The sequence below is a fragment of the Ruegeria sp. AA3 genome (genome assembly GCF_056542905.1).
Genome location: NZ_JBQGAQ010000006.1, coordinates 139,437 through 157,832, shown reverse-complemented (window position 1 = coordinate 157,832; position 18,396 = coordinate 139,437). Strand labels below are relative to the sequence as shown.

Annotated in this window: 17 protein-coding genes, 1 tRNA gene and 2 pseudogenes; 8 read left to right on the top strand and 12 right to left on the bottom strand. The window is 56.4% G+C overall.

Features of this window, described 5'->3' with window-relative positions:
• Positions 1 to 20 precede the first annotated feature (20 nt).
• The 10 genes and pseudogenes from ACR0JR_RS12535 to ACR0JR_RS12490 all read right to left on the bottom strand — a co-directional run bounded on the left by ACR0JR_RS12535 (position 21) and on the right by ACR0JR_RS12490 (position 9,292).
• The gene (locus tag ACR0JR_RS12535; protein WP_170780550.1) at positions 21 to 989 is read right to left on the bottom strand and encodes a carbon-nitrogen hydrolase family protein; all 969 of its coding nucleotides are present in this window, start codon (positions 987 to 989) and stop codon (positions 21 to 23) included.
• A gap of 130 nt (positions 990 to 1,119) precedes the next feature.
• Positions 1,120 to 1,470: a hypothetical protein gene (locus tag ACR0JR_RS12530; RefSeq protein ID WP_170477177.1), complete on the bottom strand. Its 351-nt coding sequence runs from the start codon at positions 1,468 to 1,470 to the stop codon at positions 1,120 to 1,122.
• Complete coding sequence (locus ACR0JR_RS12525) at positions 1,467 to 1,940, bottom strand: VOC family protein (RefSeq protein ID WP_480456421.1); 474 nt, start codon at positions 1,938 to 1,940, stop codon at positions 1,467 to 1,469. The genes ACR0JR_RS12530 and ACR0JR_RS12525 overlap by 4 nt, the downstream gene beginning before the upstream one ends.
• A gap of 137 nt (positions 1,941 to 2,077) precedes the next feature.
• Positions 2,078 to 2,449 (bottom strand): cupin domain-containing protein, encoded by a 372-nt coding sequence (locus ACR0JR_RS12520; protein ID WP_480456420.1) that lies wholly within the window; start codon positions 2,447 to 2,449, stop codon positions 2,078 to 2,080.
• A 64-nt stretch (positions 2,450 to 2,513) separates the two neighbouring features.
• Positions 2,514 to 3,221 (bottom strand): annotated as a pseudogene (locus tag ACR0JR_RS12515) (IS6 family transposase).
• 113 nt (positions 3,222 to 3,334) lie between these two features.
• The gene (locus ACR0JR_RS12510) at positions 3,335 to 4,255 is read right to left on the bottom strand and encodes a sugar kinase (protein WP_480456419.1); all 921 of its coding nucleotides are present in this window, start codon (positions 4,253 to 4,255) and stop codon (positions 3,335 to 3,337) included.
• A 33-nt stretch (positions 4,256 to 4,288) separates the two neighbouring features.
• The gene (locus ACR0JR_RS12505; protein WP_480456418.1) at positions 4,289 to 6,070 is read right to left on the bottom strand and encodes an IlvD/Edd family dehydratase; all 1,782 of its coding nucleotides are present in this window, start codon (positions 6,068 to 6,070) and stop codon (positions 4,289 to 4,291) included.
• A 1-nt stretch (position 6,071) separates the two neighbouring features.
• Positions 6,072 to 7,181 (bottom strand): Gfo/Idh/MocA family protein, encoded by a 1,110-nt coding sequence (locus ACR0JR_RS12500; RefSeq protein WP_480456417.1) that lies wholly within the window; start codon positions 7,179 to 7,181, stop codon positions 6,072 to 6,074.
• Positions 7,178 to 8,233, bottom strand: coding sequence for a sugar phosphate isomerase/epimerase family protein (locus ACR0JR_RS12495; RefSeq protein ID WP_480456416.1), 1,056 nt, complete (start codon positions 8,231 to 8,233; stop codon positions 7,178 to 7,180). The genes ACR0JR_RS12500 and ACR0JR_RS12495 overlap by 4 nt, the downstream gene beginning before the upstream one ends.
• Before the next feature lie 24 nt (positions 8,234 to 8,257).
• Complete coding sequence (locus tag ACR0JR_RS12490) at positions 8,258 to 9,292, bottom strand: LacI family transcriptional regulator (protein ID WP_480456415.1); 1,035 nt, start codon at positions 9,290 to 9,292, stop codon at positions 8,258 to 8,260.
• 146 nt (positions 9,293 to 9,438) lie between these two features.
• On the opposite strand from ACR0JR_RS12490, the gene ACR0JR_RS12485 reads away from it, so the two are divergent.
• Genes ACR0JR_RS12485 through ACR0JR_RS12460 form a run of 6 tightly spaced genes read left to right on the top strand, consistent with a single transcriptional unit; the run spans position 9,439 to position 15,568 of the window.
• The gene (locus tag ACR0JR_RS12485; protein WP_480456413.1) at positions 9,439 to 10,668 is read left to right on the top strand and encodes an ABC transporter substrate-binding protein; all 1,230 of its coding nucleotides are present in this window, start codon (positions 9,439 to 9,441) and stop codon (positions 10,666 to 10,668) included.
• Positions 10,669 to 10,726: 58 nt separating this feature from the next.
• Positions 10,727 to 11,650: a carbohydrate ABC transporter permease gene (locus tag ACR0JR_RS12480; RefSeq protein WP_480456411.1), complete on the top strand. Its 924-nt coding sequence runs from the start codon at positions 10,727 to 10,729 to the stop codon at positions 11,648 to 11,650.
• Positions 11,643 to 12,560, top strand: a complete 918-nt coding sequence (locus ACR0JR_RS12475; protein WP_480456410.1) for a carbohydrate ABC transporter permease — start codon at positions 11,643 to 11,645, stop codon at positions 12,558 to 12,560. The genes ACR0JR_RS12480 and ACR0JR_RS12475 overlap by 8 nt, the downstream gene beginning before the upstream one ends.
• 4 nt (positions 12,561 to 12,564) lie before the next feature.
• Positions 12,565 to 13,653, top strand: a complete 1,089-nt coding sequence (locus ACR0JR_RS12470; protein WP_480456409.1) for an ABC transporter ATP-binding protein — start codon at positions 12,565 to 12,567, stop codon at positions 13,651 to 13,653.
• A gap of 25 nt (positions 13,654 to 13,678) precedes the next feature.
• Entirely contained in the window at positions 13,679 to 14,422 is a 744-nt protein-coding gene (locus ACR0JR_RS12465; protein WP_480456408.1) for a sugar phosphate isomerase/epimerase family protein, read from the top strand.
• Positions 14,423 to 14,431: 9 nt separating this feature from the next.
• A complete protein-coding gene (locus ACR0JR_RS12460) occupies positions 14,432 to 15,568 on the top strand; it encodes a Gfo/Idh/MocA family protein (protein WP_480456406.1) in 1,137 nt (378 codons plus the stop codon).
• A 193-nt stretch (positions 15,569 to 15,761) separates the two neighbouring features.
• On the opposite strand, the pseudogene ACR0JR_RS12455 reads toward ACR0JR_RS12460, so the two are convergent.
• Positions 15,762 to 16,399 (bottom strand): annotated as a pseudogene (locus ACR0JR_RS12455) (IS6 family transposase).
• On the opposite strand from ACR0JR_RS12455, the gene ACR0JR_RS12450 reads away from it, so the two are divergent.
• The gene (locus ACR0JR_RS12450) at positions 16,319 to 16,522 is read left to right on the top strand and encodes a hypothetical protein (RefSeq protein ID WP_480456530.1); all 204 of its coding nucleotides are present in this window, start codon (positions 16,319 to 16,321) and stop codon (positions 16,520 to 16,522) included. The pseudogene ACR0JR_RS12455 and the gene ACR0JR_RS12450 sit on opposite strands and share 81 nt — an antisense overlap.
• A 276-nt stretch (positions 16,523 to 16,798) precedes the next feature.
• Here the strand turns inward: ACR0JR_RS12450 and ACR0JR_RS12445 are convergent.
• Positions 16,799 to 16,888: transfer RNA gene (locus tag ACR0JR_RS12445), tRNA-Ser, on the bottom strand.
• Between the two features lie 204 nt (positions 16,889 to 17,092).
• On the opposite strand from ACR0JR_RS12445, the gene ACR0JR_RS12440 reads away from it, so the two are divergent.
• Positions 17,093 to 18,394: an SPOR domain-containing protein gene (locus ACR0JR_RS12440; RefSeq protein ID WP_480456405.1), complete on the top strand. Its 1,302-nt coding sequence runs from the start codon at positions 17,093 to 17,095 to the stop codon at positions 18,392 to 18,394.
• Positions 18,395 to 18,396: the final 2 nt, after the last annotated feature.

Here is an 18,396-nt window from a genome sequence, read left to right as displayed (position 1 = left end):
ACCGAAAAGTTGGGCTGGTATCAGTCTGTGCCGGAGCGCCCTTTGTAGAGATACAGATTGTCGGGCTTGGTCGCGGCGTCTTCGTTATATCCCAGCGCCGTTCTGGGGTCGGATGCAGCGACACCTGCAACGTCGCCTTTTTGCGGAATACGCAGTGGGCCCAGCGTATGCAGATAAGCATCCGCCCCGCTGGTACGGTCATAAACCGGGAAGTCCGCCTCGCGGTCACGGAAACTCTTGAGAACCTGCCCCAGACCTTTCAGTCCAACTTCACGTTGGCGACGGACCTGATCCAGATCGATCTCGATGGGGAAGATGTCCTCTTGCCCTGCCGATTGGTGCAGCACAGTGGCCGATGGGTCGACGACCAGCGAGCGGCCAACGCCCCCAGCGGCCAGCCCGTTCACATCGAACACATAGCATTGGAACTGCGCGGCGGTCGCCTTGGCGATAGACAGCTCGGCCTCGCGGTCGGTTGTGCCGGTCAGGACCGGATGCAAAAGAACCTCAACCCCCTGAGAAGTCAGGTGCCGAGTTGTTTCGGGAAACCAGATATCATAGCAGATCGACAGGCCAAACCGGCCCACTTCCGGCACGTCGAATATGCAGAACTCGGTGCCTGAGGCGATGTTTTGTTCATAAGGCTTGAACGGGAACATCTTGGAGTATTTAGAAACGATCTCACCATCCGGGTTGATCACCACGGAAGTGTTATAAATCCGCCCATCCTCGCGTTTCTCGAACATCGAGCCAGGGATCAGCCAGATCCCGTAACGCCGCGCCGCGTCCTGAAAGCGCGACAGGTCGTCATTGGGGAAGGGTTGGGCAAACCGGTCGAGCGGACCATGAGGCGCCAGCTCGCTGAACAAAGCCATCTGGGTCCAGGGGAACCGAGCCATCATGATGTCGATCCGATGCAACATAGCGTCGACATTCGACTGCAGCGCGCCGACATGCATCTGGATTCCGGTTATCGCAAAGGGGGTCATATTTCGTTTCTTCTCATTTTCTCGCCGATTGCGACCGCCGCTATGATCCGGCGCTCTTCATCGGAACACAAAATCGTGTATTCACGCAAGCCTGCTGTCCTCAGGCCAATTGTTTTGGAAGATTCCGGCGTCATAGAGCCTCTTCCTCGGCTGCATCCTCTGTTAGTGTTTCCACAAAATCGATATCGTTGCGGACCCAGAAGAACCGAAAGCCACAACTGCGCAGCCATTTTTCAAGGCGGTCCAGGCTGGACCATTCCCGCCGCAGACCGCGGGTGGATTCGACCAACGCCCATTGGCCATCGACCAGAAAATACACCGTCCAGGTGTTGGGATGCGTCGAGTGATTGGCAAAGCCGCCGCTGACCACCTCGCGCGCCGTGCGCACTGCGACAGGGTAGTCTCCGATGCGGTTTTCAGCAGCAAGAATCGCCAGATCGTTTTGACGGATCGTGAATGTTGGGAACGGTGCGACGCTCATGCAGCCTCGGTCTGTACGGCGTCGAGCAGCGCCTTGCGCCGTTCACTGATCTCCGCCGGCTTGAGGTTTTCGATACGGGTCGCAAGCGTCCAGACATGGCCGAAGGGATCGGCGATTGTAGAGCAGCGTTCACCCCAATAGGTATCGGTCGCCTCGGCAATCAGGCGGGCGCCATTTTCCAGCGCGGTCGCGAGGGTCGCGTCAGTGTCTTCGACATACATGTGATGTCCAACCGGTGTGACCGTGCCCGAAACGGCGGGACCATGCGCACCCCAACCGGCGGTGACAAACAGCATCGAATTGCCGATCTTGATGGTGGCAAATCTCGGAGCCTCTTCCACGTCACAGGCCTGAACCTTCGCACCAAAGGCGCTTTCGTAGAACTGCAGCGCTGCGGGTACGTCACCAACGGCAAGCGACGCGGTGCAGGTACGATAGCCACGGGGCAGAGTGGCAGGCTTCTTCATCATTCCGGTCCTCTCCGAATTGGGCGACGGTCGCCCTAAGTGACATGCAGGAATTTCCCGCACTATGCATCATACTGTGGCTCATTCCGGCGAGGCCTGCAACACTATGATGCATAGTGCTTATTTTTCACTCCAAATGCTCAGAAAGTTGGCGGTGTGCAGGCGCTGATGATCCGGCAGACTACGGGGCCGACCTGCCGGAACCGTTGCGGCGTGCGACTGTTGAAGTAATAGGCATCGACCGGCCCCAGATCCTTGCGTTGATCGCCCACCGTGATCTCGACCCGGCCCGAGATCACGACGCCGCCCTCTTCCACCTCGTGGCCATACATCGCCCGCCCTGTGTCGGCGCCAAAATCATAGGTCTCCTGCAAGATCATCATCGCGCGCGCATGCAGGTTTGATCCCACCTGCCACAGCGACAGCCCGCCCTTGCCGTTCTTGGTCAGTTCTTCAGCAGCGTAGAACGCTGTCTGCTCACTTTCGATCTCGGACGAGAAAAAGTCCGACATGCTGATCGGGCGGTGCTGTTAGACGAATTCGAACCAGTCTCAGCTAGGCCAGTAGAGCTGTCCTTTATTCGGCACAAAGACCGCCCCACTCGGCGAGAGCGGCGGCGCGGGTCAGCTTGAAGGTGTCTCGGCTGGCTAGCGATCTTTCCTGGTTGAAGTGGTTGTAGACGGTGGAATAGACGGCGGCGAATTTCTGCAAACTTCGCATACGCCTGAAACGTTGCATCGCACGTTCGCGTCGTTGAAACGGCAGGTGCGAATTCTAGACGCGGTTATTGAGTCACCAGCCGGTCTGCTGTTTTTCATTGGTGCCCAGCTCTCTGAGCGCGACTGTGTATGAGGTGAAGCGGTCCGTGACGACGTTTTCCGCTTTATCGTATTGCTTCATCAATTTCTTGAGGAGTTTAAGTGCTACAGCTTTGTTTCAGCGTTTGGTAACAACGGCTTCCAGCATCTCGCCTTCGTGATCAACGGCCTGCCAAAGATAATGCCGCTTGCCATTCACCTTCACGAAAACCTCATCCACATGCCACTTCCATTTGGAGAATGCGCGCAGTTGTCGAACCCTCTTTCTTCGGATCTCAGAGGCAAACATCGGGCCGAACCGGTTCCACCGATACCGGACAGTTTCGTGGCTCACGTCGATGCCTCGCTCGTGCAGCAGATCTTCGACATTCCGGAGCTAGAGCGGGAAACGGATGTACAGCATCACTGCAAGGCGGATGATCTCGGGGCTGTTTTTGAAATACTTGAAAGAGGCAGAATTGGTCATGGGCAAATGCTACGCAGCACCCCTACCCCGCTCAAGCCAAGTTCTTCTGACAAGACATTGCCGTCAATTGATGTTCTGCAGGGACACAGCCTTTTTAACCTCTAGGTGAGAACTCAAGCCGGTTGAGATTCTTTTGGAATAATCGCCCCCGAATGCATCACGATCTGCGATGCGAGAGAATGCCCGTACTTCATGGCTACGCTAGTATCCCCGGTCTGCAGAATACGGCCCAGAAAACCACCATTAAAACCATCTCCCGCCGAAGTTGTGTCAACCACTTTGTCCACCGCTCGAAACTGCGTATCTGGTTGCGGGCCTTTCAAGCATCGCGGACCTCGATGACCACGTTTCAGAGCCCCATTTCCGATACCATATGTCTGGAAACGTTTGACAACTTGATGTTCCGTCATCTCGTCAAACAGGGTCAACTCATCGTCCAACGACGGTAAGGCAATGTCACATTGTCGCCAAGCGGCTTCGACCGCGGTCAGCGCAACACACCTAGATGGCCACAAAGACGGGCGATAGTTGCTGTCGAAAACAAACTTTCCACCCATTGTGCGATAGGTCGGCAACCAATCGAGAAAGGCGTGGCGGATATTCTCATCGAGGATCGCAAGTGTGATTGCCGAGGCGTAGATAACGTCATATTTTTCAAGGGACTGAAATGGATGACGTTCATTCTGCTGAAAGAGCAGACGCGCTGCGGATTGATTGCGCCAGTAATGGAAACTGCGCTCTCCGGATGCATCTGTTGAGATAGCATAGGCGCCGGGCAATCGATCTTCGATCCTTCCTAAATCGTTGACGCCAATACCCTCCGCCTGAACAAATCGAGAGATTTCGTCAGAGAAGTGGTCGCTTCCCAGCAGACTGACAAGACTGACACTGTGTTTGGCAGGCAAGGTGCGGCGTAAATAGATCGCTGTGTTTAGCACGTCACCCGCAACTCCGATTCTGGCTGTACCGGGAATGGTAGTGGCAATCAGTTCCATCATGACTTCACCGATGCAGGCTACTTTCAAAGATTTCATCGGCCGTACTCCTTACCGGAACATTGCTTTGCATCAGTGATTGTGTCTGAGGGCGAACTTTCGTTCGATGTCCTGAAATTTAGGTGCTTGACCTAGTACCATGCCTTCCGAAAAGGGTCGGACAGAGTCTCGGAACATTTGCTGCCATGGGGTTTGGCTTGCTGGGGCCTTGAAGCCTCCCGCGTTTTCCAGCGTCCTTCGTCGGTCAGCCAATTCTTCATCGGCGATCAATACATTGACCGTCCGCTTGTTCAGATCTACCCGCACACGATCTCCAGTCTGCAATATTGCGAGACCACCGCCATCGGCTGCCTCGGGCGACGCGTTCAGGATTGAAGCGGAACCGGATGTTCCCGATTGCCGCCCGTCTCCGATACAGGGAAGGGCGTGAACGCCTTGTTTGATGAGGTAGGACGGCGGTCGCATGTTTACCACTTCAGCACCACCCGGATATCCAATAGGCCCTGCACCCCGTATCACCAGAATGCAATTTTCATCGATTTCAAGTTTCGGATCATCAATGGTTTTGTGAAATACCTCTGGCCCGTCAAATACAATGGCGCGCCCTTCAAACGCGTTCGGATCGTTTGGATTACAAAGATAGCGCCGGCGAAAGGCATCACCTATGACCGAGGTTTTCATAATGGCGCTGTCAAACAGATTGCCCTTCAGATTGAGAAAACCGGCATCCTGCAAAAGAGGATTTTCCACCGAGCGAATGACATCGGGGTCTGCGGCCTCAATCCCCGAGTTGTTTTGGGCGATCGTCTTACCGTTGGCGCAGATCACATCCGGATGCGGCAGCAATCCTGCGCGCATTAGCTCAGCGACAACAGCAGGCACACCACCAGCGCGGAAAAAGTCCTCACCCAAATACTGGCCTGAGGGCTGAACATTTGCCAACAGCGGAATGGCGTGACCCAGACTTTCCCAATCATCATCGGTCAACTCGATACCCAGATGGCGGGCAATTGCGTTCAGGTGAATCGGCGCGTTGGTCGATCCCCCCAGCGCAGAGTTGATGACGATGGCATTCTCGAACGCTTCGCGGGTCATGATCTTGCTCGGACGCAAATCCTCTCGCACCATTTCGACAATGCGCAAACCGGTATAGTAGGCCATTTGCCCACGTTCCCGATACGGCGCGGGAATGGCGGCAGAACCCGGAAGTTGCATACCCAGCACCTCGGCGAGCGAGTTCATGGTGGATGCGGTTCCCATTGTATTGCAATAGCCAACTGAAGGGGCGGATGAGGCGGCAAGCTCAAGAAACTCTTCTGCGTCGATTTCACCAGCCGCCAGTTGTTGCCGCGCCTGCCAGATAACACTTCCCGACCCGGCCCGTTCACCCTTGTACCACCCATTTAGCATTGGCCCGACTGACAGCGCAATCGCAGGAACGTTCACGGTCGCCGCAGCCATTAACAGCGCAGGCGTTGTCTTGTCGCATCCAATAGTTAGCACAACCCCATCAATAGGATAGCCAAACAGTGTTTCCACTAGGCCCAGATAGGCCAAGTTCCTGTCCAGCATGGCGGTTGGGCGTTTTCCAGTCTCCTGAATCGGATGCACCGGGACTTCCAGCGCAATACCGCCAGCGGTTCGAATGGCCTCGCGCGTGCGCTGCGCGAGCTCAAGATGATGACGGTTGCAGGGCGAAATGTCGCTGCCGGTCTGGGCGATCGCGATGATCGGCCGGTCTGACCTCAATTCTTCCAGTGTCAGCCCGTAATTCAGGTATCGTTCCAGATAAAGAGCCGTCATCTCGGGATCATCGGGATTGTTGAACCACTCACGCGAGCGCAGCTTGGTCATGTCACCGCCCCACCCATGCGCCGTCTTTGGCGGACGAAGATTGGGCCGCCGCTATAAACCACATCCCGTCCAGACCGTCCTGCAAATTCGGGATCAGCGCATTATCGGTGCCCGAGGAAATCACATCGGCGATGTCATTGTAGAGCGTTGCAAAACCTTCCAAATACCCTTCGGGATGTCCTGGCGGGATGCGCGTCCAATCCGGGCCCGTTCCGGCCCCACCCCGGGTCAGAATCTGTTTCGGTTCGCCAAAGCGCGTGTAGCTCATGTGGTTGGGGTTCTCCTGTGCCCACTCGAGCCCACCTTTGTCGCCATAGATGCGCAGGCGCAGACCGTTTTCGCAGCCCACCGCCACCTGACTGGCCCAAAGCATTCCCCGCGCGCCGCCTTCGTATCGCAGCAGGATATGTGCGTTGTCGTCCACCTTTCGGCCAGCGCCAAAGCTTTGCAGATCCGCAGACAGCGCCTGAACCTTTTGTCCGGCAACAAAATTGGCCAGATTGAACGCATGGGTGCCGATGTCGCCGATAGCACCGGCGCCGGACTTCGTTGGATCGGTGCGCCAACCGGCCTGCTTGTGTCCGTCCTGTTCCAGCGGTTCGGTCAACCAGTCTTGCGCATATTCCGCCTGTACCAACCTGATTTGTCCCAGATCACCGCGCTCAACCAAGGCGCGGGCCTGCCGGATCAACGGGTAACCCGTGTAGTTGTGGGTCAGAAAGAACCGGGCTTTGCTGGTTTCGACGGCAGCCTTGATCGCATCAGCTTCCTCTCTGCTGGCAGCAAGAGGTTTGTCGCAAATCACGTGGATACCCGCATTAAGGAACGCTGCGCTGGGACCAGCATGCATGTGGTTGGGGGTCACGATGGCAACCGCGTCGATACCATCTGGGCGCACCGCCTCGGCCTTTGCCATATCCTCGTAAGAGGCATATGACCGGTTCGGCGCGATTCCAAGTTCCGCTGCACTGGCCGCCGCCCGATCTGGATCCGAGGACAGCGCCCCGGCAACCAGTTCAAACCGCCCGTCGATACGGGACGCAATCCGGTGCACGGCGCCGATAAAAGCCCCCTGCCCGCCGCCAACCATGCCCAGTTTCAAACGTGTCATAGGCCCAGCATCCCCTTGATCATTGCCTCATCCCGCTCGCCACCGGCGAAGTCGTCGAAAGCTTTCTGTGTGACCTCGATCAGGTGTTTTTTAATGAATGGCGCGCCTTCGGCCGCGCCTTGTTCGGGGGATTTGATGCAGCATTCCCATTCCAGAACCGCCCAGCTGTCAAAGCCGTATTGGGTCAGTTTTGAAAAGATCCCGGCAAAATCCACCTGGCCATCGCCAAGCGACCGGAACCGGCCCGCGCGGGTTACCCATCCCTGATAGCCAGAATACACACCTTGCCGCCCGTCCGGATTGAACTCGGCGTCTTTGACATGAAATGCGTTGATGCGGTCATGGTAGAGATCGATGAACGCAAGATAATCCAACTGCTGCAACAGGAAGTGGCTGGGATCGTAGTTGATCATCGCCGCCTCGTGCCCACCGCAGGCATCGACAAACATCTCAAACGTTGCACCGTCAAACACATCCTCACCCGGATGGATTTCGAAACCGATATCCTGGCCGTGATCGGCATAGTGGTTCAGGATAGATGTCCACCGGCGACCAAGTTCGGCAAAGGCTTCCTCGATCAGCCCGTCGGGCCGCTGTGGCCACGGGTAAAGAAACGGGAACGCCAGAGAGCCGGTGAAACTGACCGTGTGTTTCAGGCCCAGCCGTTCGCTAGCGATCGCGGCTTTCTTCATCTGATCCACTGCCCATGCCTGACGCTTGGCCGGGTTACCGCGGCAGTCTTCCGGCGCAAAGGCATCAAATGCTGCGTCATAGGCCGGGTTTACCGCGACCAATTGGCCTTGCAGGTGGGTCGACAGTTCTGTGATCTCGACCCCTGCATCCGTACAAATACCTTTGACTTCATCGCAATAGGTCTGACTGTCAGCGGCCTTATCCAAATCAAAAAGACGCGCGTCAAAGGTCGGTATCTGAACCCCTTTGTACCCAAGCCCGGCGGCCCAGGCTGCGATTTCAGAAAGTGAGTTGAACGGCGCGTCATCCACCGCGAATTGCGCCAGAAACAGAGCTGGCCCTTTGATCTGAGTGCTCAATTCGGTCTCCTTGATGTTCAGACGTTAAAGGCTGTGAAGGGCGCTACGGTCGGGCACTTCCAGACATTGCATGGGTGAAATATCGGGGTTCTGGATCGCCTGAATTGTGGCCTTGGCGAGAAATGCTCCGGTCGTATCCACGTTCTCGTGCACCACAATGATCTCGGGGCGCACAAATTGCAGCATTGGAATGGCCTCTTTCGACACGATGTCGAAATCGCGCCCAACCCGGAAATCCAGGCTTTCCATTCCAGCCACAACCGCCATGGTCGCGTTGGTTGAGGCGCATATGAACCCGTCTATCTTGGGGTCTGCAGCCATCTTTCGCGTCGCCCATTCACGGGTTTCGAATGTGGTGGCATCGCTGTGCACCTGTTGTGCAACATGCAGATTCACACCTTGCTTTTCAGCAGCCGCCTTTGACCCGTTCACCATTTCCATTGCATAGTTCTGGTCAAGCGGAGGGGCGACCAACACAAGATTCCGACGTCCCTTGCGAACAAGTTCATCAACCCCCAGCCGTGCATATGTGAAATTGTCGAAATCGTAATAGGCGTGCTGTCCGGCCCATTTGGTACGACCATGGGTGGCAAAGGGAAACTTGCGGTCCATAAGGTATCTGGCGCGCGGGTCCTCGGTCCGGACCTGGTTGAAGATGATTCCATCTGCAGTCTGATTTTCGACGATGTAACGCACCGACTCCATTGGATCATCATCGGGCAGGATCGGAATCACGTTCAGATGATAAGGGGTCTCGCGAAGGGAAACCCCGATCGACGATAACAGGCGCGCCGTGACATTCATCATTTCACGTTCAGTCGACATCACCAGTGAGATCACATTGGTGCGTCCGGTCCTCAGACCAACGCCAGCGCGGTTCGGGACATAACCGAGGTCTTTGGCGATCTGCCGGATCTTTTTCTTGGTTGATTCGCGGATATCAGGCGCATCCGCCAACGCGCGCGAAACGGTGGGAACCGCCATTCCACTCACTTCCGAAATGGTCTTCAGGGTCGGCTTTCGAGAGCTTGATCTGGGCGCATGGCTTTTATTTTTCATCGTTTTCACCTTCGCTTTGCTGAGGCCGATCAGAACTGCAGGGCGGCATCTGATGACGTCAAATCTATCCAGAAAGAAAACTGTTGCAAGTACAATCTAAAACGTTATAGGAAAATCTACAACGATTTAGCTGGGAGGAAAATGCTATGAAGATCAAAGCCGCACTGGCAACCACTGCAGCATTTGTTAGCGCTAGCGCTGTTGGCGCAGCCGATCTTGAAGTCACCCATTGGTGGACATCCGGAGGTGAAGCGGTTGCAGTTTCGGAATTCGCCAAGGCCGTAAACGAAAAGACGGCGCATAACTGGGTGGACGGCGCGATCGCCGGATCAGGCGGCACGGCGCGTCCAATCATCATCAGTCGCATCCTGGGCGGTGATCCAATGGCAGCGACGCAGCTGAACCATGGCCGTCAGGCGGAAGAACTGATCGAAGCAGGCCTGATGACGGACCTTACCGATCTGGCCGAGGCCGAAGGTTGGAAAGACTTCGTTTATCCTTCGTCCCTGCTAGAGGGCTGCACCTACGAGGGGCGTATTTACTGCGTTCCGGTAAACATTCACTCGACCCAATGGCTGTGGCTCAGCCACGACGCCTTTGAAAAGGCCGGTATTGACGTGCCAAAGGACTGGTTCGAATTCGTCGCCGCCGCACCCAAGCTGGAAGAAGCCGGATTGGTGCCGATGGCACAGGGTCAGCAAGGCTGGCAGCAGGCGATCGCGTTCGGCGCATTGTCAATCAGTGTGGTCGGGATCGACACCTGGAGCAAAGTTGTCGTCGAAAAGGATGCCGACGTAGCCGGCGGACCGGAATACGCCAAGGTGTTCCAGGCTTCGGCTGATGCCCGCGAACTGGCGCGCAACAGCAACGTGCAGGACTGGAATCTTGCTACCAACATGGTGATCACCGGCAAAGCGGGTGGACAGATCATGGGCGACTGGGCTCAGGGTGAGTTTGCCGTAGCTGGTCAAGTGGCAGGCGAAGACTACACCTGCCTGCCAGGTCTAGGCTTAAACCAGGTCATCGACACCGGTGGTGACGCGTTCTATTTCCCCGTCGTCGACGACCCTGATGTCAAGGCCGCACAGCTTGAGATGGCCTCGATCCTGATCTCGAAGGAGGCGCAGGTCGCCTTTAATCTGGCAAAAGGTTCGCTGCCCGTCCGGGGTGACATTGATCTGTCGACGGCAAATGACTGTATGCAGAAGGGTCTTGCGATCCTTGCAGCGGGCGGCGTGTTGCCCAATGCGGACCAAACTCTGTCCGCAGACACTCAAACTCAGATCAAGGATCTGATGGCCGAGTTCTGGGCTTCGGACATGACCGCCGAAGATGCACAGGCCCGGTACGCGTCGATTATCGCGTCTGCCGACTGAGCCCGACATGTCGGGGCGCGCCTCTCCCCCCGCGCCCCGACCCTTAACGGGGTTTCCTATGACACTTGCAGATACCGCACGCGTATCCGACAACCCGGTACGCCGTCCAAAACAACTGTTTCGCAACCTGAGCGCCAAATTCGCCTCGATCCCGATGATCCTCACGGCGCTGGTGGTGTTCGTTGGCGGCACGGCGTGGACAGTCGCACATTCCTTCACCAAGTCTCGCCTGCTGCCAAAGTGGGACTTTGTTGGACTGGACCAATATGAACGGCTTTGGAACAGCAATCGCTGGATCATTTCGGTCGAAAACCTGTTGATCTATGGTGTGTGTTCGCTGGTTCTGACCATGGTCTTGGGTTTTACCCTCGCGGCCCTTCTGGATCGCAGGATCCGGTTCGAGGGCGCGTTTCGCACCATCTTTCTATATCCCTTCGCCCTGTCCTTCATCGTTACCGGTCTGGCCTGGCAATGGATCCTGAACCCCGATTTCGGCATTCAGGGCGTTGTGCGCAACATGGGTTGGGAGAGCTTTACTTTCGACCCGCTCAACGATCCGGATATCGTTATCTTCGGCATCCTGATCGCAGGCCTCTGGCAGGGCACCGGCTTTGTAATGGTCATTATGCTGGCCGGCCTGCGCGGAATAGATGAAGACATTTGGAAAGCCGCACGTGTCGATGGCATCGGCATCACCAAAACCTATGTCCGCGTGATCATCCCAATGATGCGCCCTGTTTTCGTGACCGCCTTGGTCATCATCGCCAGCGGCATCATCAAGCTTTACGATCTTGTGGTCGCGCAGACCAATGGCGGCCCAGGCATCGCATCCGAAGTCCCGGCCAAATACGTCATCAACTACATGTTCGAAGCGCAGAACCTTGCGCAGGGCTTTGCTGCCTCAACCATGATGTTGCTGTCGGTCATCATCGTGTTGGTCCCGTGGGCTTATCTGGAATTCGGAGGAAAGAAACGTGGTTGATGCGACATCCCAAACCGCTGGACGGATTCTCGAGGGCCCACGCGGAAGCAAGCCGAAATCGCGTCTCTCGCGCCGCAACATATTCCTCTATGGGACGTTGCTGTTGGTTTCGATCTACTACCTGCTGCCGCTCTATGTCATGATCGTAACCTCGCTGAAGGGGATGCCCGAAATCCGGTTGGGCAATATCTTTGCGCCACCTGTCGAAATCACCATTGAACCTTGGGTAAAGGCCTGGGCAGAGGCCTGCACGGGCATCAACTGCGATGGCCTGAGCCGTGGGTTCGGAAATTCGGTGAAGATCCTGATCCCATCGCTTATCCTGTCTATTTCGATTGCAAGCGTGAACGGCTACGCGCTTGCCAACTGGCGGTTCAAAGGGTCCGAAGTGTTCTTTACCATCCTGATCATCGGGGCCTTCATCCCCTACCAGACCATGCTCTATCCCATCGTGATCATCCTGCGGGAGATCGGGTTGATGGGCTCGCTCTGGGGGCTGGTTCTGGTGCACACGGTGTTTGGGATGCCGATCCTGACCTTGCTGTTCCGAAACTACTTCACCTCGCTGCCGGAAGAGCTGTTCAAGGCCGCCCGCGTCGACGGTGCTGGGTTCTGGGGCGTCTATTTCCGGGTGATGCTGCCCATGTCGATCCCGATTTTCGTGGTCGCGATGATCCTGCAGGTCACCGGCATCTGGAACGACTTCTTGTTCGGCGTGATTTATACAAAGCCCGAAACTTACCCCATGACGGTGCAGCTGAACAACATCGTGAACTCGGTCCAGGGCATCAAGGAATACAACGTCAACATGGCCGCGACGTTACTGACCGGCCTTGTCCCTCTCGTCATCTACTTTGTCTCCGGCAAACTCTTCGTACGCGGCATCGCCGCCGGCGCCGTGAAAGGTTGACCCTATGAACATTCATTCCCATTCCGTCGAAGTCCGCGATCTGGACCTGCACTTTGGCGAAGTCAAAGTTCTGCAAGAGCTGAACATCGACATCCATGAAGGCGAGTTTCTTGTGCTGCTGGGGTCGTCCGGTTGTGGCAAATCCACCCTGTTGAACTGTATCGCCGGGCTGCTAGACGTGACCGACGGGCAGATTTTCATCAAAGGTCAGAACGTAACCTGGAAGGAGCCATCAGACCGTGGCATCGGCATGGTGTTTCAGTCTTATGCGCTGTACCCGCAGATGACTGTCGAAGGAAACCTGTCCTTCGGCCTCAAGAACGCGCGCGTTGCCAGAGATGAGATCGCCAAGCGCGTGGCGCGGGCCGCCGAGATATTGCAGATCGAACCTTTGCTCAAACGCAAGCCGGGCGCATTGTCCGGCGGTCAGCGCCAGCGCGTCGCCATCGGCCGGGCACTGGTACGTGATGTCGATGTGTTCCTGTTTGACGAGCCGCTCTCGAACCTTGACGCCAAGCTGCGCACCGATCTGCGAGTTGAACTCAAACGTCTGCATCAGCAGCTCAAGAACACCATGATCTATGTGACGCATGATCAGGTCGAAGCGATGACACTTGCGGACCGGATTGCCATCATGAAAGGGGGCAAAATCATGCAATTGGGCAGCCCGGACGAAATCTACAACCGGCCACAAAACATCTATGTCGCAGGTTTCATCGGCAGCCCGGCAATGAACATGATCGAAGGCCGCATCGACAATGGCCATTTCGCCGGACACGACCTGTCGCTGCCGCTGGACGGCTACGAATTCGAAAGAACAGACCACCACGCCGGACCCGTTGTCATCGGTATTCGCCCCGAACATGTTCTGACCGGCGACGCGGTTGAGACTGCTGCAGCACAGGCAGAGGTCGAAGTTCAGATCGTCGAGAAACTGGGTTCGGATACCCTGGTTCACTCCACCCTTGGGTCACACAATCTACGTTTCCGCATGGATGGGCTTAGCCGCGTGGCCGAAGGCGATCGCCTGCGAATTGGTTTCGATACTTCACGCGCTTCGCTGTTTGACGCCGCGACCGAGACGCGACTGTAACCCGCGTCAGATGAAAGGACATATCATGCCTGCTATTTCATATCAGCTTTACGGTTCGCGAAACTGGCCCCTGCCGGACACGCTCGCCATGCTTTACGCAACAGGATTTAACGAGGTCGAAGGATATGGTGCCCTGTTCGCCCAAGCACCTTCGCTCACGGAAGACCTCGCAACGGCGGGGCTGAGCATGCCCACATTGCACTACGGCCTCGCCGACCTTGAACGCGACCCGGGCGCTGCGATTGATCTCGCCCAGGCTGTTGGAGCCGAAGCGGTGTTCGCACCCTTTCTAGATGCCGAAAACCGCCCGACGGATCGCGCCGGTTGGGAAGTATTTGCCGAACGTCTGGTAGCAGCCGGCAAACCACTGCAAAAGGCCGGGCTGATCTTCGGCTGGCACAATCACGATTTCGAACTGGTCGATCTGGGTGATGGCGTAACACCGCTGGACATCATCGCCGGGGCCTCGCCCGATCTGAAGCTCGAGCTTGATCTCGGCTGGGTCGTACGCGCCGGGCTGGACCCGGTACACCTCATCCGAACCTACGGCGATCAGATACATTCGGCGCATATCAAGGACCTTGCACCGCAAGGCGACTGTGTTGACGAAGATGGTTGGGCCGATGTTGGTTATGGGGTCATGGACTGGACCGCGATCCACGACGCGCTGCAGGACGCCGGTGTCTCTCGTTATGTCATTGAACACGACAACCCCAACGACCACCACCGTTTTGCGTCGCGTTCGCTGGCAACCGTACAAGCCCTTTAAGGATATTCCATGAGCACTCTTGGCGTCGGCATCATCGGATGCGGCAGCATCTCTACTACGTACCTAAAATTTGCGCCCCTTTTTAAAGGGCTGGAAGTCCGTGCGGTCGCTGACATCAATATGAGCGCGGCGCAGTCCCGCGCCGACGAGTATAATATCCGCGCCAAGACAGTGGATGACCTGCTGTCCGCCAACGACATTGACGTTGTCGTCAATCTGACCATCCCCGAGGCCCACTTCGACCTGACCAAGCGTATTCTCGAGGCCGGAAAACACGCCTATTCAGAAAAACCTCTGGTCCTGACATTGGATCAAGGCAAAGCCCTGCGGGATCTGGCCGAAAGCAAAGGGCTACGCGTGGGCTCGGCACCGGACACGTTTCTGGGTGGTGCGCACCAGCAAGCACGCGCGGTCATCGATGACGGCCAGATCGGCCGCGTGATAGGCGGAACCTGCCACGTGATGTCACGCGGCATGGAGCATTGGCACCCAAACCCAGACTTCTTCTTCCAACCGGGCGCAGGGCCTATCCTTGATCTCGGCCCATACTACATCACCAATTTGATCCAGCTGATCGGTCCGGTTAAGGCCGTCTGCGCCATGACTGCTGCAAGTTTTCCCACGCGTACAATCGGCAATGGCACCCGCGAAGGCGAAGAGATCCCGGTCAATACGCCAACCAATATCCACGCGCTTCTTGAATTTGAGAATGGCGCAATCGTAACCTTGGGGGCCAGTTGGGACATCCGCGCTCACACGCATCCAAATATGGAGCTATACGGCACCGAGGGCACGATGCAGGTGCCCGACCCAAACTTCTTCGGCGGAGACGTACTGGTTTCCGATCAAGCTGGCGACCTGCATCCTTTGCCTGGCTCTGAGCATCCATTTGGCGTTCCGAACGAAATCCACGGCGAAGACACGCAGCAGGCAAACTATCGCACCGCTGGATTGGCAGACATGGTACAAGCCATTTCTGAAGGGCGGCCCCACCGCTGCAATATCGGTCTGGCCGTACATGCCGTTGATGTCATGACGTCGATACTGGACGCCGGGGAAGGTCGGCGCTGGGTCGAGACCTCGACGACATGCACCAGGCCCGATCCACTGACCGAGAATGACGCTCGTTTATTGCTTGTCCCATAGACGACGCTATCCAGTTCGCGGTCTTGTTCTATGTTCGGTATGACATGTCCGTGATCTGGAAGAGATCATGCATGTCAGGGGCGCCGATGGCCTTTCCCTAGTCTGCGTGGTGCTCGATCAATTCAGCGACTAAATGGGGCGGTGCTGTCAGACAAATTCGAACCAGTCTCAGCTAGGCCAGTTGAGCTGCCCTTTATGCCGCACCAAGTTCGCGCCACTCGGCCTGAGCGGCGGTGCGTGCCAGCTTGAAGGTATCTCTGCTGGCTAGCGATCTTTCCTGGTTGAAGTAGTTGTAGACCGAGGAGTGGACGGCGGCGAATTTCTGCAAACTTCGCATGCGCCTGAAACGCTGCATCGCGCGTTCGCGCCGTCGAAACAGCAGGTGCGAATTCTCGACGCGGTTGTTGAGCCACCTGCCCGTTCTTTGTTTTTCGAGTACACCCAGTTCTCTGAGCGCGGCTCTGTATGAGGCGAAGCGATCCGTGACGACGGTTTCCACTTTACCGCGTAACTTCTTGAGGAATTTAATGCTGCCTGATTGTTTCGACGTTCGGTGACGACTGCTCCCAACACTTCGCCCTCGTGATCAACAGCCCGCGAAAGGTAATGCCTCTTGCCATTCACCTTCACCAAAACCTCATCCACGTGCCACTTCCATTTGGAGGATGCGCGCAGTTGTTGAACCCTCTTTCTGCGGATCTCAGAGGTAAATATCGGACAGAACCTGTTCCACCAATATCGGATAGTTTCGTGGCTCACGTCGATCCCGCATTCGTGCAGCAGATCTTCAACATTCCGAAGCGAGAGCGGGAAACGGATGTACAGCCTCACCGCAAGGCGGATGATCTCGGGGCTGGTTTTGAAGTACTTAATAGAGGCAGGATTGGTCATGGGCAAAAGCTACACAACACCCCTACCCGCCTCAACTCAAGTTCTTCTGACAAGACCATTTAGGGAATTTGCAGGATAAACCTCTGTATAACATGCAGTTCTGACAGGAGAAATGACGGAAATCAGTGCCGGTTTGTGAAAATTCCCTGTAAATTGCCGGGTATCAGAGAAATCTGGCCCAAAGCAACCCCGCTAAAATGCGACACTGAGACTGGCGCCTGAATTGTCCTATCAATGTACAGTCTGCTTCGTCTCTGATTGAAAGCGCATGCGCCAACGCGCGGGAATTGCGGCACAATTCCGGATCAGAAAACACAACCGAGGTGAGACTTGTATGAGTGGCGGGGAGACAGGGATTCGAACCCTGGGAACGCTCTCACGTTCAACGGTTTTCAAGACCGCCGCATTCGACCACTCTGCCACCTCCCCGCGTGCCGCAGGGTCTAAGCTGTGTTTGAGGCAGAGGCAAGCCATAAAGCGGGAAATCTTGCCTAAGCTTCAGCAGCAGTCTTTCCTTAGCCCCGTGCCCGCGTTATTATTCGCGGACAAGACCGCTAGAGACTGGCAAGAAGAACCAGCAATCACGCGGTGGGGCGCGGCCAATATGGCTTTGTCAGGCAAGGGATTGAGACAATGGAGCGAGCTACGGGCACACGCTTAGGGCCACAACGGCTGGCAATTCTGGTCGTGGGTTTGGCCGCATTGGCCGGGTGCGAAGAAGGGTTCAGCCTGCAAGAGGCCCCGGAAGAGGAAGTTGCGACCGAAGAGGCAGACAATACCAACAGGTTCGAGTTGTTCCCGGATGCGGCTCCTGCGAACCAGCGTGATGTTGAGGCACCCGATGTATTTCAGGTGACCGAAGCCGGACTTTGGGATGGACGCCCCTCTCTGGGTGGAATTTGGGTGGCACACCCTGATGTTACTCAACCCGAGCGGGTGCGGATCAAGAACACAGCCAACAACAAGACAGTTACGGGCGCATTGTTCCGCCGCGAACGGGCTTTACCTGGACCTGCGCTACAGGTCTCTTCCTCGGCCGCAGAACAGCTTGGCATGCTGGCCGGGGCCCCAACCAAGGTTCAAGTCGTAGCACTGCGCCGCGAGGCGATTGAGGTGCCCCCTGCCCCTGAAGAGACAGAGGCGACCGAGGACGGAGAGGTTGCGGAAGGAACCGAAGCGGCGACGGAAACAGCTGAAGGCGAAGCAGTCGAACAGCCCGTTAAACGTAAGTGGTGGCAGAAAAAACCAACCAATGACACGAATGCTGGTGCTGCAGTCGTTGCTGGGGCAGCCGCTGGCGCCGTCGTCGCATCTTCGGACGATGAGTCGGCCCCCGCCGAAGTGCAAAGCACCGAGATTGCCGATGCAGATCCACAAGCGACTGAGCAACCAGTCAAACGCAAATGGTGGCAGAAAAAACCAACGGATGAAGCCAACGCTGCGGCAGCAGGAGCAGCTGCTGCCGCCGTCACAGAGGCTGATGCCGCCCCGACCGAGGTGCAGTCGGCGGCATTGTCAGACCCAGAGATAACACCGCCAACTGAGAAGCCCGCTAAGCGCAAGTGGTGGCAAAAGAAAAACCCTAACGAGATCACCGAAACGCCATTGGACCCGATCGCAGGTGCTGCGGCAGCAATTGAAGCATCCGAACCGACCGCTGCAGCGGCACCGGTGGCAGCAAGCACTGCAACGGCAGGAGGCTTATCCAAGCCGTATGTTCAGGCTGGAACTTTTGGCGTTGAATCCAATGCCAAGAGCGCAGCGGAAAAGATACGTCGGAATGGGATGAATGCTGACGTGTTTGAACTGAAAGGTGAAGACAAATCAGTATGGCGCGTTCTGGTTGGACCCGTTGCAACACGCAGCGAACGCCGGGCATTGTTGAATGACGTCAAAGACCTTGGGTTTACTGATGCCTTCACGGCCAAGAACTGACT